15 protein-coding genes and 1 riboswitch are annotated in these 15,360 nt (G+C 45.1%); of the genes, 10 read left to right on the top strand and 5 right to left on the bottom strand.

The features are described 5' to 3' along the window. Positions 1-112: 112 nt before the first annotated feature. Positions 113-565, top strand: a complete 453-nt coding sequence (locus tag ABIE50_RS22855) for a hypothetical protein (protein ID WP_209859323.1) — start codon at positions 113-115, stop codon at positions 563-565. A 73-nt stretch (positions 566-638) separates the two neighbouring features. On the opposite strand, the gene ABIE50_RS22850 is transcribed toward ABIE50_RS22855, so the two are convergent. Further along, positions 639-779, bottom strand: a complete 141-nt coding sequence (locus ABIE50_RS22850) for a hypothetical protein (RefSeq protein WP_185937439.1) — start codon at positions 777-779, stop codon at positions 639-641. Positions 780-791: 12 nt separating this feature from the next. Beyond that, positions 792-3,917, bottom strand: a complete 3,126-nt coding sequence (locus tag ABIE50_RS22845; RefSeq protein WP_209859324.1) for a lantibiotic dehydratase — start codon at positions 3,915-3,917, stop codon at positions 792-794. A gap of 249 nt (positions 3,918-4,166) precedes the next feature. On the opposite strand from ABIE50_RS22845, the gene ABIE50_RS22840 reads away from it, so the two are divergent. From ABIE50_RS22840 to ABIE50_RS22820, 5 genes are all read left to right on the top strand, one after another. Continuing rightward, positions 4,167-4,325, top strand: a complete 159-nt coding sequence (locus tag ABIE50_RS22840; RefSeq protein WP_185937440.1) for a hypothetical protein — start codon at positions 4,167-4,169, stop codon at positions 4,323-4,325. A gap of 11 nt (positions 4,326-4,336) precedes the next feature. Next, positions 4,337-4,519 carry a hypothetical protein gene (locus ABIE50_RS22835; RefSeq protein ID WP_209859325.1) on the top strand — a complete coding sequence of 61 codons (183 nt, stop codon included), beginning with the start codon at positions 4,337-4,339 and terminating at the stop codon, positions 4,517-4,519. Positions 4,520-4,551: 32 nt separating this feature from the next. Next, the gene (locus ABIE50_RS22830; protein WP_142688229.1) at positions 4,552-4,740 is read left to right on the top strand and encodes a hypothetical protein; all 189 of its coding nucleotides are present in this window, start codon (positions 4,552-4,554) and stop codon (positions 4,738-4,740) included. A 97-nt stretch (positions 4,741-4,837) separates the two neighbouring features. Further along, positions 4,838-6,052 (top strand): lanthionine synthetase C family protein, encoded by a 1,215-nt coding sequence (locus ABIE50_RS22825; protein WP_209859326.1) that lies wholly within the window; start codon positions 4,838-4,840, stop codon positions 6,050-6,052. Between the two features lie 110 nt (positions 6,053-6,162). After that, positions 6,163-6,774: a response regulator gene (locus ABIE50_RS22820; RefSeq protein ID WP_209859328.1), complete on the top strand. Its 612-nt coding sequence runs from the start codon at positions 6,163-6,165 to the stop codon at positions 6,772-6,774. Between the two features lie 137 nt (positions 6,775-6,911). Continuing rightward, a riboswitch (TPP riboswitch) is annotated at positions 6,912-7,008 on the top strand. A gap of 25 nt (positions 7,009-7,033) precedes the next feature. On the opposite strand, the gene ABIE50_RS22815 is transcribed toward ABIE50_RS22820, so the two are convergent. Continuing rightward, positions 7,034-7,876: a universal stress protein gene (locus tag ABIE50_RS22815; protein ID WP_209859330.1), complete on the bottom strand. Its 843-nt coding sequence runs from the start codon at positions 7,874-7,876 to the stop codon at positions 7,034-7,036. A 249-nt stretch (positions 7,877-8,125) separates the two neighbouring features. Here ABIE50_RS22815 and ABIE50_RS22810 point away from each other — a divergent pair, with 249 nt between their 5' ends. Next, positions 8,126-10,534: an ABC transporter permease gene (locus ABIE50_RS22810; protein ID WP_209859332.1), complete on the top strand. Its 2,409-nt coding sequence runs from the start codon at positions 8,126-8,128 to the stop codon at positions 10,532-10,534. Positions 10,535-10,688: 154 nt separating this feature from the next. Here the strand turns inward: ABIE50_RS22810 and ABIE50_RS22805 are convergent, their stop codons facing one another. After that, positions 10,689-11,099: a hypothetical protein gene (locus ABIE50_RS22805; RefSeq protein ID WP_209859334.1), complete on the bottom strand. Its 411-nt coding sequence runs from the start codon at positions 11,097-11,099 to the stop codon at positions 10,689-10,691. Between the two features lie 396 nt (positions 11,100-11,495). Next, a complete protein-coding gene (locus ABIE50_RS22800) occupies positions 11,496-12,431 on the bottom strand; it encodes a hypothetical protein (RefSeq protein WP_209859336.1) in 936 nt (311 codons plus the stop codon). 139 nt (positions 12,432-12,570) lie between these two features. Between ABIE50_RS22800 and ABIE50_RS22795 the strand changes: the two genes are divergently transcribed. The 3 genes from ABIE50_RS22795 (at position 12,571) to ABIE50_RS22785 (ending at position 15,355) form a co-directional block, all read left to right on the top strand. Then, entirely contained in the window at positions 12,571-13,134 is a 564-nt protein-coding gene (locus ABIE50_RS22795) for a Crp/Fnr family transcriptional regulator (protein ID WP_209859339.1), read from the top strand. Positions 13,135-13,614: 480 nt separating this feature from the next. Then, complete coding sequence (locus ABIE50_RS22790) at positions 13,615-14,490, top strand: oxidoreductase (protein WP_209859341.1); 876 nt, start codon at positions 13,615-13,617, stop codon at positions 14,488-14,490. A gap of 79 nt (positions 14,491-14,569) precedes the next feature. Continuing rightward, positions 14,570-15,355 carry a helix-turn-helix domain-containing protein gene (locus ABIE50_RS22785; protein WP_354028135.1) on the top strand — a complete coding sequence of 262 codons (786 nt, stop codon included), beginning with the start codon at positions 14,570-14,572 and terminating at the stop codon, positions 15,353-15,355. Positions 15,356-15,360 lie beyond the last annotated feature (5 nt).

Genomic DNA, 15,360 nt, shown 5'->3' with positions numbered 1-15,360 from the left:
GTGGCCATCAGGGCTTTTTTATTTTTATGTGTGCTAATAATGTTAGTATCTTTGGTCCGTATAATTAAAGCACATGCACAATCCTTTGGCGCTTCTATCAATTGAGTTGATCATGTCGTTAACAAAGCATGATTTTATTGCTTTCGTCAGGCAAAGTTACCCGCGCGGTAAGGATCACCTGGATACGGACACAATAGAAACCTTTTTGATCACGCCTTACAAAGACCTGGCATCTGCAAACGATCACATGCAGCATATTGCAGCAGATCACAGGAAGCATTTGTATTATATGGGTATCCCGGAAGAAATGGAGAAGCTGCTGATCGCCGCTTCACAACCTAAAGGATACAAAGTGTATGTGGCCCTGCTGAAAGACAGGAAATGGAAGGGTGGTGCGCAGCTGGAGCCGAAACTTAAACGCTATTTACAGGCCAATACAAAATGGAAAGGAAAAGATGGGGAAATGGTGGCCGATCTTTACTTGCATTACGGGGAACTGATGTTGAAAGTAGTAAATCCTTTCGGGGAAATCAGTTTTCCTTTAAGCGAAATAGAAAGACTTTAACCGGGAGGGGATAATACCGGTTGCCGGGCTGCTTTCTATGACGCGAAACAACCCGGCAGCGCGGTCGGAACAGTTAGCAGTCAAAAGTCCTGATGACCGTAGTGGTAGGATGAGTGATCTTTTTCTGCTGTTGATCCATCTGTGAGATGCCGGCATTTAACCTGGCCACTTTAATAGCGCCCAGCTTCATTTTTTGCGCATTCTTCTTTTTCATACGAATATGTATTTAGTGAACAATTGAATTGATTTGTTTTTTGGAGATGGCCAGCATGGACTCATAATACCTGCTGAGAAAATGATAGATCACCAGCTCATGTTTACGCTGGTTGGATAAAAGGATCCTGTTGAGGAACATATGGATGTAGCTGCAAAGCAGGTCGTCGGGGTTGGAAAGATGAACGCCTTTGAGTTGTTCCCTTATACCAGCGGAGCGGGTTTGAAAACACGTCACAGCGGCTTCAATGCCATGATCGCCATCCTGCGCCGGATCGAGGATACCGCTTACTTTCTGCATTTCTTCCCGGTATTTATCATTCAGCTGAACAAGTAAGGATTTCTCTCCTCCAAATTCTTCAAAGAAACTTTTCTGCAACATTTTTAATAATGCCGATTTTGCCGGCAGGGTATACCCGAAATCATCCAGCAGCATATTTACACCTCTTAATGCCAGCATCCAGCGGTAGTTTTCCCCTTCTTCCTCTTCCAGCAGGTCCAGGATGCTCACCACGCATTTACTGTCGTAATGAAATATGGCTTCGCTAAGCAGCATGGTATCCGCACCATAGCGCTCTATTTCCCTTTCGTAGGTATCTGTTTGCACGCGGTATACCTGTTCCTGGCTGTTATTTCCGTCCAGTGCGGCATGCAGCCGTTCCAGCACTGTGCTCCAGAACTGCCTGTTTTCATGATGATGGAACCTGATCCGCAGGTGATGTTCCGGATCTGTATAACGGATAAAGAACCATTGATCGATGATACCTTCCTGCATCAGTTCCTGTGTTAGCGGCAGTATCTTTTCTTTCAGGATCGTTTCCGCGCTCCTTGTGCCGGCGTATAGTTTTACATACAGCCATTCGCTGCCGGTAATAAATTTTCGTGTGGGCGTAGCCGTAAGTGATGCAACAGTTGCTGTTGTTTGCTTTTTTTCTTTTCCGGAAGATATATTCCTGAGGGGAATAATAAACTCATTGGTGTGCGGGCCATCAGGTCCGTTTATCCAGCAGTTGCCGGGCGTATGGAGGTATTCCTGCAAAGTGACCTGTTCTTTTTTTAACAGGGTAGTTACCAGCAGATGTACAGCCACTTCATTATCAAGATCGGCCGGCAGTTCATTGTCGCCTTCCTTTACCACTACATAGCGGGGGAGCTTAAGCCGGGTCCTTATCTCTCCAAAGATCTCCATATAGTTGTCCGGCGAAGCCTTGGCCAGTGCCGGGTATGTTTTTTTATGGAGCATCCAGGTGCTTTTGCTGAGGATGATATTACCATACTGCACACGGGGATAAAAGGTAATATCGCCGGGTATCTGCCAATGCCAGCCAATGCCGGTATGATAGTCCTGGAACTGGAGGTCGCACAGGAACTTATATACCGGTAGGCCCTGGCGGTAGTTGTGCGCGGTACTGAGCCTTGGTACAATGATCTTATTCAGCCGCCGGGAACGCAGCACTACTTTGTTACGCTGTACGCTTACCATGAGGTCGGAGAGGTGCAGCTGGTACTCTTCCGGGGCAAGACTGTTAGCCAGGTACACAATTTCGTATTCCCGTAACCGTGGTCGCATCAGGATATTGCCGGTCCGGGATTCGGGGAGGTGAATCACCTCTGCATAGATCTTCCCCGGATCGCTGGCTTCCTCGGCCTGTAAACAGGCTTTTACATGGGTAGCCAGCTGTTCATCGCCATGACAGAACCTTCCCAGCAAGTTGGCGGCCGATGGGCCGCTGCAGCCATTCATATCAAAGAGGTAGTCGCCGTTGTCGACAGCGGCGGCACTGCTGCTTAATATGCTTCCCATCAGGTACATGCTGTGGGGGAGTGCCGGTGTTTCCTTCTCCCGGAAGCCATCCAGCTGCTCCCGCGTAAGCGTGATCACTGACCTGTTCTCCTGCAGGCATTGCTGTAACTGTTGCAGCTGGAAGTCCTGCATTTTACTGCGGGTACCGGTAGCTGCGGTATTGTTGGGTGGAATATGGATATTGTCTACCAGCGGCGTGTGGTCTGTATTACGCTGACTGTGTGTTCCGTAGCCAATACCGGCTTCCGTGTCCAACGCCAGGCTGAGGGGGATCTCCTGTTCTTCATAACGTTGCCTGAAGGCGTCGCAAAACTGCCGCAGGTCACTATTGTTATCATTGCTGGCCAGTTTCCATAGTTGCGCTACCTGTGCGGAAAGCTCATTGATAACGGTATGGCTCAGGCTATTCTTCTGCGTGGAAAGGAACAGGTCTGTTTGTACCAGGTCTTTGTTACTGGTTTCCGTTAACAGCGATTGCACCAGTTCATGCGTGGCAGTATACTTTTGAACGCCTGTTTGCTGCAGCTGCAGCAAACTTTGTATAGCTTCCAGTGCGGCCACCGTTTCTGTTGTGTGTTGTAATTTCTTTAACCTGTTTACCAGGTGCACAAAAAATTCCTCCCCGGTAACCGTGGGTTCCAGTTCGCTCACCAGCAGCTGGTGCTGTAAAAGCTCCTCTGTAAATGCAGCAGCTTCCTCTGCCGAGATATCATCTGCCTCACTTACAATGCTGTTGCGTATATCCGTTAGCGTTGCACCGCGGGCTGCCGTTTCCAGCATTTTCTCCAGGTAGCTGCTATAGTTGACAGCGGTGAGGTAATAGTTGCGGATCTTATTTTTAACGCTGTAGGCGGCATAGCGGTATTGGGCGCCTGCAGGGTATAAAGAGTTGTTGGGGAAATAAAGCAATTGCTCCCTGATGGCCGGTATAGCGGTAATGGCGGCGGTAAGTTCTGCCACATAGTTCATATCCAGGCGGCAATGTTTTTTATGCAGCTGTTTATCGTTCAGCCGGATGGCAGTATGATCAGACAGGCTGCCGGTGGCACAGCCAGCAAAAAGACCGTAGGGCGTGCACCGGCTGCTCATTCTCAGCAGGTAGCGGTACAGCGCTGACGCCAGTTTGGGGTTCTCATTGCCGGTGGCCAGCCATTTCTGCAATTCCTGGTACAATTCCGGGGAAGCAATATAAATGGCTTCCTGCAGGAACCCGTCCTGGAAAATAGCTTTGATAACTGGTTCAAGGGAGGCATTGCTGATATGGTGTAACTGAGTGACAATATTCACTGGTAACAGCGGTGTTCTTACCACATAGAAGTTTTCAGCTCTGATCATGGCGCTAGGTCAACGTTAAAAACTGAAGGTAATTTTTTCTCTCATAAAAGGGTATCACGTAAAACCGGTAAAAAGCGTGTTTAAACATCGTTAACGAAAAAATCACGTTTTTCCGTGATCTCCGGTTTCTTACTTTCTCCCTACATTTATCATCCTGTAATCTTGTAAAACCTGTATTTCAAATGGCCCTATTATACTGAACCTGCCAATTCTTATGTCTATTATTTTTCAACCATAAACATTTGCGAAATGAGAAAAACACCTGTAAAAAAACTGGCCCTGGGTAAATTAAAAGTGGCTAAGCTCAGTATCAGCCAGGAACAAGCCGATGCAAAAGCGCCCACGTACACCGGCTGCAGCCTGATGATGAAATGTACACCTCCTATTTCCAAAGATCCTTGCTTTTAAATTGAGAAACCATGAAAAAAACCGGTAAAAAATTGAGCCTCGGCAAAATTAAAGTAGCTGACCTCAGCAAAGTAAATATTGAGAACAGGGAAGTAGCCCAGCTGATCCAGTCGCTCGCCTGTGTGCCCAGTATTAAGATCACCTGCTTAAGCCAGGGCGCACCCGTATGCAGCGAAGATTCCTGTATATTTTAACTCATCACTTTATTGCTAAAAAATCTTGTGCTATGAAAAAATCAACAGGCAAAAAACTCAGTCTGGGTAAAATAAAAGTAGCCAGTCTTTCCAACGCAGCAGGACCGCAACAGATGGCCGCCACCGTGGGCACCTGTTCTGTTCTTTGCTCTCTCCGGATCTGTACAGACAATATCAGCCAGGGTGCACCTATATGCAGCCTCGACTCCTGTCGCTACTGATCCGTCAATATTCACAGCAACCTGACTGTATGGCAAAACACGTATGGCATATGCCTGCGTGTTTTGCCATTATATATTTTATCACGGAATTTAACTTATGGATCAACAGCAAGAGGCTACCGCAGTATTGCAAAGGATTTGCGCTGCACTGGACCCATTTATCCTGGAAGATACCAACAGCAGCCTGCTGGGAGGATACACCGGCATAGCTTTGTTTTATGCCTATTATTATCAGCTCACAGGCAAAGAAGAACACCTGGACAATGTTCATTACATCATTGAAAAGTGCCTGCGGGCATTATCTGAAGAGCCCATGAATGGCTCGCATTGCAGCGGTATTGCCGGCGTGGCATGGTGCATCCGGCACCTGGTGGCAACGGGTTTCATTGAAGCGGACGATACGGAAGATATTTTTGCAGATATTGATCCGCTGGTGGCGGATTTTATGACATCCGAACTGGCGGAGGATCGGAATGATTTCCTGCATCATGGACTGGGTACGGCCCTTTATTTTTTGGAGCGTTTGCCTGCACCCATTGCCGTTGCACAGCTGGAAAACCTGGTGGCCCGCCTGGAGGAAAGCGCCATCGCCTTACCCGGCGGTATTGCCTGGAAAGATCATTTCTCCAGTAAAAGCCAGCAGCACCCTGATGAAAACCTGTTTAATCTTGGCCTCGCGCATGGCGTGCCCGCTATTATTTCCGTACTGGCGCGCTGTTATGAAAAGGGTATTGCAAAAGAACGTACCCGCAGGCTTATCGACAGCAGCATCCAATGGTTGCTACGCACAAGGAATACTACGGCAGCAGACACACATTCCCGTTTTCCTACTATTGTAAATGCCTCCAATGAAGCGATGGGCGATGCCCACAGCCGGTTGGGATGGTGTTATGGCGATCTTGGTATTGCCGTTATGCTGCAAGGCGCGGGAAAACGTCTGGATAACAGTACTTACGGGGATGAAGCCCAGCATCTTTTTAAACATATTATCAGTCACAGGAATCTGAAAAACGGCGCAGTACACGATGGTTGCTTATGTCATGGCAGCGCAGGTATTGCCCATATCCTTCAGCAGGCCGGGCTGGCAGCAGCGGATCCTGCATTGATAAATGCTTCCGGTTACTGGTGGCAGCATACCCTGCAAATGAACACCTGGGACGACGGCCCTGCAGGTTATAAATTTTATCATCACCCGGAGTATATCAGCAGCCATAATGTATTGGAAGGGATTGCCGGTATCGGCCTGTCGCTGATCAGCTTCGTGGATAACACAATTAAACCTGCATGGGGAGAATGTATGCTGATAGATTAAACTTGTCTTGATTTTTTCACTATATTACATGCATAGTAAATGAGCATTTCAGTTGTTCGCCCGATTTTATTTTATGCCATCGCATAGACGTTACAGCAAACCGAAAAACCATGATCCGTTTATATTTTGTTGATGATCATCCATTGATACTTGAAGGATTGCGATCTTTACTAAGAATGGAAAAAGATATCCAGCTGGCAGGTGAAACCAGGAACGGTGTTTCCTGTCTTCATTTTTTGGATCAGCACACGGCTGATGTTGTTTTACTGGATACCCTGCTGCCCGATATCAGTGGCGCAGAACTTTGTGCCTGCATTAAAAAACGCTATCCTGGTATTGCCGTACTGGGACTAAGTTATCATAAAAACGACAGCGGTATTGCCGGTATGCTCGATAGCGGCGCCAGCGGCTGCCTGATGAAAAATGCCGATAAGGAAGAGCTGCTGCAGGCCATACATGATGTATATTCCGGGCGCACCTATCTCTCGGCAGAATTAAAACAGGAGCTCAATAAAGACCTGCTGCCGCTGCATATTACCAAAAGAGAAAAGGAAGTGCTGTGCCTCATTGCCAATGGGCATACCAATCTTGAAATTGCAGAGAAATTATTTATCAGTTCAGATACGGTAGATAGTCACCGCCGGAACCTGCTTGGCAAATTCAATGCGCGGAACACCGCCATGCTTATAAAATGTGCGGTGGATAATAAAGTACTGATTTAGCCAGCCCGTGCATATAACCAGGGATTTTTTGCACAGCAGTGAAGATCATTTTTTACATCCTGTGGAGATTTTTACCGGGAAAATGCTGGAAAACCGCCTTTTTTCGCTGGCATGATTTTTCGACAATTATTATCAGGTGTTTCAGAATGGGGTGGTCTGGTAAAACAGATCTGAGATCATACCCAAGTACCTGATCTGGGTAATGCCAGCGTAGGAAAATAGAAACAACTACCAGCTCCGGCTACAACCGGAGCTGTTTTTATGCCTTAACTGCAGGCAACGACAGCAACGGGATATTGGAATCATATGCCAGTTTTTTTGAAATGCTGTTATGGAAGAAAGACGCCAGGAATCCCAGCTTTTTGGGAACCACAATAATGATGGAAGCGTGATGATGATTGGCATACGACAGGATACCCTCTACTGTATTATCTTCATTGATATAATCAAAAACAGCAGTATACTTATCAAAAATTTTATGCAGGCTGGCAATGGATTCTTTTGTTTCCACCGTATAACTTTCACCGGCAGTTTTATCCACATTCACCACTTGTACTTTTGCATCCGGGAAAGCATCCAGGAATTCATACAGCTGATGCGCCGGTATGGAAGCATGATCTTTCAGGTCGGTAGTAAAAACCATGGAGCTGACAGGCTTGCCTATTACCGTGTTGTTAGGAACAATAAGCACCGGCACCGTACTTTCCTGGATCATCATGGAAGTGGTGCTGCCAAGTAATAATTTCTCCAGTCCTGAGCGCCCCGAAACGCCCATTACTATTATATCTATTTCTTCACTTTTACATAAGCCCGCGATGTGCACGGGAAGGGAAACGTCTTCCGCCATCAGGTCTATCCTTACATTTTTTGTGAGTGCGGATAAGCGGTCCTGTTGCAGGCCCAGGCTTTCCATACTTTCAAGATATACCTGCTGGTCGTTAGCCGTATTGGCTACGGGTAAATCGGTGCCTATAACAGAGCTTTGGTAAGCATGATACAATACGATCCGGCTGATTTGCAAAGGATTCACCAGTTGAGCTGCATATTCTGTTGCCCGGAAGGCATTTTCTGAAAAATCCGTCAGGATAAGCATTGTTTTCATATGCGTAAATTTTGGTGCAAACAAGTTAGTACGAAATTACTGCCAATAACTGAATGAACAACTTAAATGACGTTATGTTCGTGGAAAATTAACACCCCCGGCAATGTCCGTTTTTGTACAGAAAAGTGTTCATATTTGAACAGGAAAGAGCAGCTCCTTCATATGGAACCCCCTATGGTATTGGTCCTGTTATATGGCATTGGTTTTGGCCGGCGGTCATATATCTCTAATGATATATTATCTTAAACTATGATCGGCAACTACTTTAAAATTGCCTGGCGCAGTCTTTCAAGGAGCAAAATGTACTCTTTGATCAATATTGTAGGCTTAACCGTTGGCATTGCCTGTTGTATCCTGATTGTGCTATATGTAAAAGATGAGTTGTCGTACGACAAATACCATCAAAACTACAACGAAATTTACCGGGTATTGCATGCCTACCGGGAAGCGTCTGACAAGCCGTTGCCTGCTCCGGCTCCGGGCGAATACCAGGTATGGGGGAATGCTCCTGTAGCGCCGGCATTGAAGGCAGATTTCCCGGAAATCAGGGAAACTACCAGGTTTACCAGTCCTGTTATCCTGTTGCTGCAATATAAGGATAAACGTTTCCAGGAAAACAGCCTCGTTTTTGCCGACTCCACCATGTTTGACCTTTTCAGCTGGAAGATGCTGTATGGTAACCCAAAAACAGCATTGACAGCGCCTTACAGTATTGTGCTTACGGAAAGCCTGGCCAGGAAATATTTCGGGAACAGCAACCCGGTAGGGCAGGCGTTTAAAACAGATGATAATAATACGCTTACCGTTACCGGTGTAATGGAAGATGTACCATCTAACTCACATTTTACTTTTACAGGATTGATATCGATGAGTACCTTTTACCGTGTGCGACCGGAGATCTTTAATGTATGGGGATATGTTGACTTTTATACTTATTTCCTGTTAAATAAAAATGCTGATATCAACACGCTGCAGGCGAAGATACCGGAGTTCCTGGAAAGGCATAAACCAGATGAGCCCAATTATACCATTGCATTTGAGCCGTTAAAAAATGCATACCTGCACTCAGAGGCGAAGCGGCAACCCGGTGCTACCGGAAGCCTGGCCAACGTGTATGTTTTTTCACTGGTAGCTGCCTTTATCCTGTTCATTGCAGGTATCAATTTTATAAATCTTGCTACCGCCCGTTCCATGGAGAGAGCAAAGGAGATAGGTGTTCGCAAGGCAGTGGGCGCCTATCAGCGAAGCCTGATATTTCAATATCTCGTGGAAGCTGTTGTTATTTCCATACTGGCCACCATACTGGCATTTGCATTGGTATTTGTTTTACTGCCGATGGTGCGCAATATGTCCGGGAAGCCATTACCATATGTTGATCTTCTGTCGTGGAAGATGATAATGGTGTTAATAGCGACCCCGTTTTTAGTAGGCATTCCTGCCGGTATTTATCCTGCGCTGGTGTTATCCCGCTTCAAACCTGCACTGGTACTAAAAGGTAAGTTTCATTCATCGGATAAAGGTATACGGTTAAGAAAGGGCCTGGTAGTATTCCAGTTCAGCTTATCCATTGCGTTGATTGCGTGTACGGCTATCGTGTTCTCCCAATTGGATCATCTGAGGACCTGTAATCTTGGCTTCCGGCAGGACCAGATGCTGGTAATTGATTATGGGGGTGATGGCCAGGTAAACAAGAATATAGAAGCGGTAAAAGCTACGCTGGCCAGCAATCCTGCGGTATTGGCTATTGCGGCTTCCCGCGCAGTTCCCGGCGAGTTCTTCCCAAATGCAGGTACCTCTATCGCATTGCGTAGCGGGGAGATGCAGGTTTTTTCTCCGGGATTGTATGAAATAGATGTTGATTTTTTACCCGCATATGAAATGAAGATGGCTGCCGGCAGGGCGTATTCCCGCGATTTCCCCGCAGACCTGGAGCAGTCGCTGGTGATTAATGAAGCAGCTGCAAAACAATGGGGCTATGCTGATCCGAAGGAGATCATCGGGAAAAATTTTGAGCAATGGGGCCGCAAGGGCACTGTAATTGGCGTGGTAAAAGATTTTAATTACCAGTCGCTCCATAAGAAAGTAGAGCCGCTGGCGCTGCGGATGGCGCCATCTGAGATGCTGAGCAGACTATCACTGCGGATCAAAACAACACAGCTAAGCAAAACAATTTCGGAACTGGAGCATACCTGGAACGCCTTAGAACCGCAACGGCCTTTTAAATACAGCTTCCTTGACCAGGCGTTTAACGAACAATACCAGAAAGACGTACGCTTCGGAGAAATTTTTGCCGCATTCGGTACGCTTACAATATTTATTGCCTGCCTTGGCTTATTCGGCCTGGCTACCTTCTCCACAGAAAAACGTTTAAAAGAGATCGGTATCCGGAAAGTGCTTGGCGCTTCCGTTACGAGCATTGTTGGCTTATTATCCGGCGACTTCATCAAGCTGGTGTTGATAGCTATCCTGATAGCTACGCCGCTTGGCTGGTGGGGCATGCATCGCTGGCTGAACGGCTTTGCTTACCGGGTAGATATACACTGGTGGACTTTCGGTCTGGCTGGTCTGGCCGCAGTGCTGATTGCACTGCTCACAGTGGGTTTTCTGGCCTTGAAGGCTGCGAGGATGAACCCGGTGAAATCGCTGAAAGCCGAGTAAAATTGTTGATTGATTAGTTTAGTTAGAAGCGGCGGAGGTGACTCCGCCGTTTCTAACAAATTACAAGAGAGGCTTTGTTGTTGTGTAATACTCAGAGTCTGACGAATGTTTTGGCACAGGCGAACGCGGTGAAGAGTTTGCTGGCGGAGTTGTATCAGTCTTCATTGTTTTGGGCTTTTATCGATTGAATAATAGACTGCCAATTATTTTTATCTTTTTCCAGGACAAAATAAAATTTTCGTCCCGGATCATATAAAAACCCCCCGTAGCCACTAACTTTAAACTTTCTTTTTTTCCCATCGTTGAATTCAACAACTAATAGATATTCATCTTTCCAGATTGTGGCCCTTTGCTCTTTGCATTCTGAATTGCTCAGAATACCCATAGCTTTGTTAATTTTAATAGGTTTTAATTTTGCAATATCCTCCCATTTAATTCTTTCTGTAGTACTACCCCGAGGAAGATTGTAAAAGTAAAAGTTATGGGCGTCGTTCCAGTTGACACATTGTTCTTCATGTGTATTAAAATAAAATGAAAATAGAAGAAATAAGATCATGGTATTCATGGTAATAATTATTTACATTGAATAGTGTTAGAGGGCGATGTGCCACCAGTAAGATTTTTTTGCTTAATAGAAGGAGAATTGAAACGCCTTAGATCTTCTCCTAGATCAGCCGGATTAGCCCCTTGCCCCAATGGCCAGCTTCCAATTGTCTTGGGCACATTTAGTCCTACAATGTTCAAAGCAGAAATACAGACGTCTGTACAATTATTCCAGTTTAGATTATAATTACCTTTTGTGGCTGCTGAAAATTGATCCATGGCAGTTTTAAATTGTGCTCCCGACACCGTGAACGTAACAGAGACGTCATAGGAGGTGTTGGAATTGTCAGCTATTGCGCCTGAAGTTTCAGGTAGAAAAGGTGAAACCATTGTTGATGGATAAAAGCCAACATACCTGTTAACCGGTGTTGAGGATCCACCAGATTGGGAGAATCCTAAAGAGATCTAGCGAGCTTGGTAGTTTATTCCCATAACCATCAGAAACAACAATACGGGAATTGGGAATGGGTTGTTTTACATACAGTGTAATGTTATAAGTAGACGTATTATTTATATTGAAACACCCGAAGTACTTCTGAAGATCGGCAATCAGCTTATCTGGAGGAGGAGCCACCGTCCATCGCGTAAATCTGATAGCAGGTACAGAATTATAATCAAAATTGCTGCCACCTGAAGGATCCGAGGGATTGCCTATTGGAGAATTTCCACCATTGTCCGGCATATCCACACATTGACGCGTACTGTAATTATACGTACAGCCATAACTGATCCCCCTAAATGAGAGGCACGTGTACCAATCGGTTTCAATACACAAAGCACCTCCCACTATTCTTGCCAGCTGGTTGTTTGAATGGACAATTTCTAAATTGGTATTATGTAACTTGATCCCATCAGAAACAAAGCTGCGTACCATTTTGCCTGAGTTGTCGAAAATCAAAATGGAGAGTCCATTATTTTCATCATTGTTAGCGAAAAAAGTTACAAGCTCAAAGTTTATACGTCCAGTCTTATCTTTCCGGAACAAAAGATACCTTTCAATATTAGAGGAATATTTATTATTCCCCTTATTGATCTGTTTTTTAAATGATGGATTGATATTTACAATCAAACAAGGTTCTCCACTGATCTTTCTTTCATAGCTAGTTTCCCATTCTATATTCTGGGGTAAACTATCATTCAAACCAAGGGAATTTTCAAGGTTAAACGTTGTATTTACATTATTATAGATTTGTTTTGCTTCAGAAATAGTAACTTTAGTTGATGGATAAGAGTCACTTTTATTACAGCCATGAATAACCAGAAGAAGAGCTAAACAATAATAAAAAGGTTTCATTAGGATTACGATTTTGGTTTCATCAATTTAAATGATTTCTCCTATTCATAAAATTGATATATGTCACATATATGTATTTCCCTAATTTTCACTATATTTAAAGGACTTATTTTCCACTTCTCAAAAATAACCACCCATTATGGAAGCCTTATTCACCTTACTATCTCAGTTAGGGCCTATTTCTGAGGACCTCAAATCGCAAATCTCCGCCCGGCTCCAGTTTGCTAATATTAAAAGAAAACAAACTGTATTAATGCGCGGAAGAGTTTGCGATCATCTCTTCTTTGTATCTAAAGGATTACTAAGAGCATATTACGAGAAGGATACGGAAGAAATCACCAGTTGGTTTATGATGGAAAATGATTTTTTTGTATCAGTTTTATCTTTTTTCAAAAGGATTAAAAGCTACGAAGCCATTGAGGCTTTGGAGGAATGTGAATTGGTATACATTAGCTATGATGATCTTATGGACCTTTATGCAACCTCTCTCGAATTTAATATCATCGGAAGAAAACTAACAGAACATTATTACTGTAAAAGCGAAGAACGTTTGTTGGCCATCAGAAAACAAACGGCTGTTGAAAAAATGGAATTCCTCATGCGAAACAATCCAGGTCTGCTTGAAAGAGTGCCCTCAAAGTACATAGCTTCTTACCTGGGAATTACACAGGAAACCTTCTCAAGGATAAAAGCACTATACTAAATTTATCGATACAGAAAATTGATATTTCTCAATTTTATTTCTTGATATTTATCAATAAAACGAATAATCAATTCTCCTAACTTTGATTTCGTAACACCAAATAATAATCAGGTATTATCAGAACACTAAATCAATTGTTATTTTAACATCGAGAGCAAAAGCGAAAATCCCGTAGTCGCTGTAATCATTTCAGTTTAAAAAAGACAGGTCATTGATTCAATATCACCTATTGAAAGAGGCATTCGCATGGCGTAAGATTCATCATTCATCCATTAAAAACAACCCGATTTTAAAAGGTGGTGTGCGCTTCCCCTTTCCCCATTCGCTCAGGGTGGGGAAAGTAAGGAAGCTATCAGGTCATCTCCATAGCCCACCTGGAAAGAATTAAGTCATGAGCCACCGGACAAACCAACTTTGAGCTGTGCAACAAAATACATCAACCATATCCGGCCGACCTTTGTCTCAACAAAAACAATAATCATGACAAAAGTTTGGTTTATCACAGGAAGCTCCAGGGGCCTTGGCCTCAATCTCACACAGGCAGTATTGGCAAGCGGCGATAAAGTAGCTGCCACCGCACGTACCCCTGAGCATTTAAACGGCCTCGTTGCACAATACCCGGGCCAGATCCTCCCCATACAACTTGACGTAACAAACACCCCGCAGATCCAACAGGCAGTGGATACAGCCATTGCGCACTTTGGAAGAATTGATGTACTGGTGAACAACGCCGGCTTCGGCATCACCGGCGCAGCGGAAGCTTTCACCGAAGAGCAGGTACGCAGCCAGCTGGAAACAAACCTCTATGCGCCCATCGCGGTTACCAGGGCGGTACTGCCGTATATGCGTAAACAACGCGCCGGCCGTATCCTCCAGATCAGCTCTGTAGGAGGCCGAGTAGGCAACCCCGGCCTTTCTATGTACCAGGCGGCCAAATTTGGTGTCAGTGGATTTACAGAAGTACTGGCGAAAGAAGTGGCGCCACTTGGTATCTTTGTTACTTCAATAGAGCCAGGCGGCTTCCGGACCGACTGGGCCGGTGCATCCATGAGCTACGCACCTGCAATTGAAGGTTACGAATCTACGGTTGGCTGGAGAGTGGAATTTCTTCAAAACGGCTTTATACCGGTAGGCGATCCTGAAAAAGCAGCGAAAGTTATGGTAGATTTGGCGAATCACCCGGCGCCTCCTGTACACCTGGTCCTGGGTAGTGAAGCGGTAAAGATCCTGCAACAGGCGGATGCAGCGCGACAGGAAGAATTTGAAAAGTGGTTGCCCGTTAGCAGGTCCACCGATCACGATGATGCAGGAGATTTCTTCGCAGGCGCAGGAGAAAAGTTCGCGGTGAAGGATTAAAAAAAAATCAGTGAAAGGAACCCCTGCGGCATCTTTCACTGATGATACCATCTGATGCAAAACAATTATGCCAGAGCATATGTCAAAGGATATCGTTTATTCCTGTTATGCTGCCAGGAGCAGGGAAGGAGAACAGTTTGTAGAAGAACATGTTTTTAGTTACCAGATCTCGGGTTCTGTCACTTTTTACGACGGACAGCAAACACAGATCTTTAACGAAGGGGAATTCCGCTTTTGCCGGCGCAACAAGCTGCTCAAGTTTTTTAAGCAGCCACCGGACAACGGGGAGTTTAAAACCGTTGCTGTTTATCTTGATGAAACAACATTGCGCAACTTTGCAATGGAGTTTGGCTACACGGTAGATAAGCCGGTGGATACACCGGCGGTAATAGCATTGAAACCCGACCCGCTGCTGCAAAGTTATATCACCTCGCTGCAGCCCTACGAAAGGCTGAACGGGCCTGGCAACGAAAACCTGATCGCATTGAAAAGGAAGGAAGCCATCTTCCTTCTCCTGAAAGTAAATCCCGCGCTAAAAGATGTGCTGTTCGATTTTACTGCTCCCGGTAAAATTGACCTGGAAGCATTCATGCAGCAAAACTATCACTTCAATGTGGAGATGAAACGCTTCGCTTATTTAACCGGCAGAAGCCTGGCTACTTTCAAACGCGATTTCGAAAAGATCTTTCATACTTCTCCCAGCCGCTGGCTGCAACAGAAGAGGCTGCAGGAAGCCTATTATCTTATCAAGGAAAAAGGAAGAAAAACCTCCGATGTATACCTGGAAGTAGGCTTCGAAGACCTCTCGCATTTTTCTTTTGCCTTTAAAAAAGCATTTGGCATAGCGCCGTCAATGCTGGTATAAATAAT

Origin of the sequence: Chitinophaga sp. OAE865 (assembly GCF_040546735.1) — a bacterium.
GTDB classification, from domain to species: Bacteria; Bacteroidota; Bacteroidia; order Chitinophagales; family Chitinophagaceae; genus Chitinophaga; species Chitinophaga polysaccharea_A.
The sequence above is the reverse complement of the archived record's forward strand: the minus strand, read 5'-3'. Positions and strand labels throughout refer to the sequence as shown.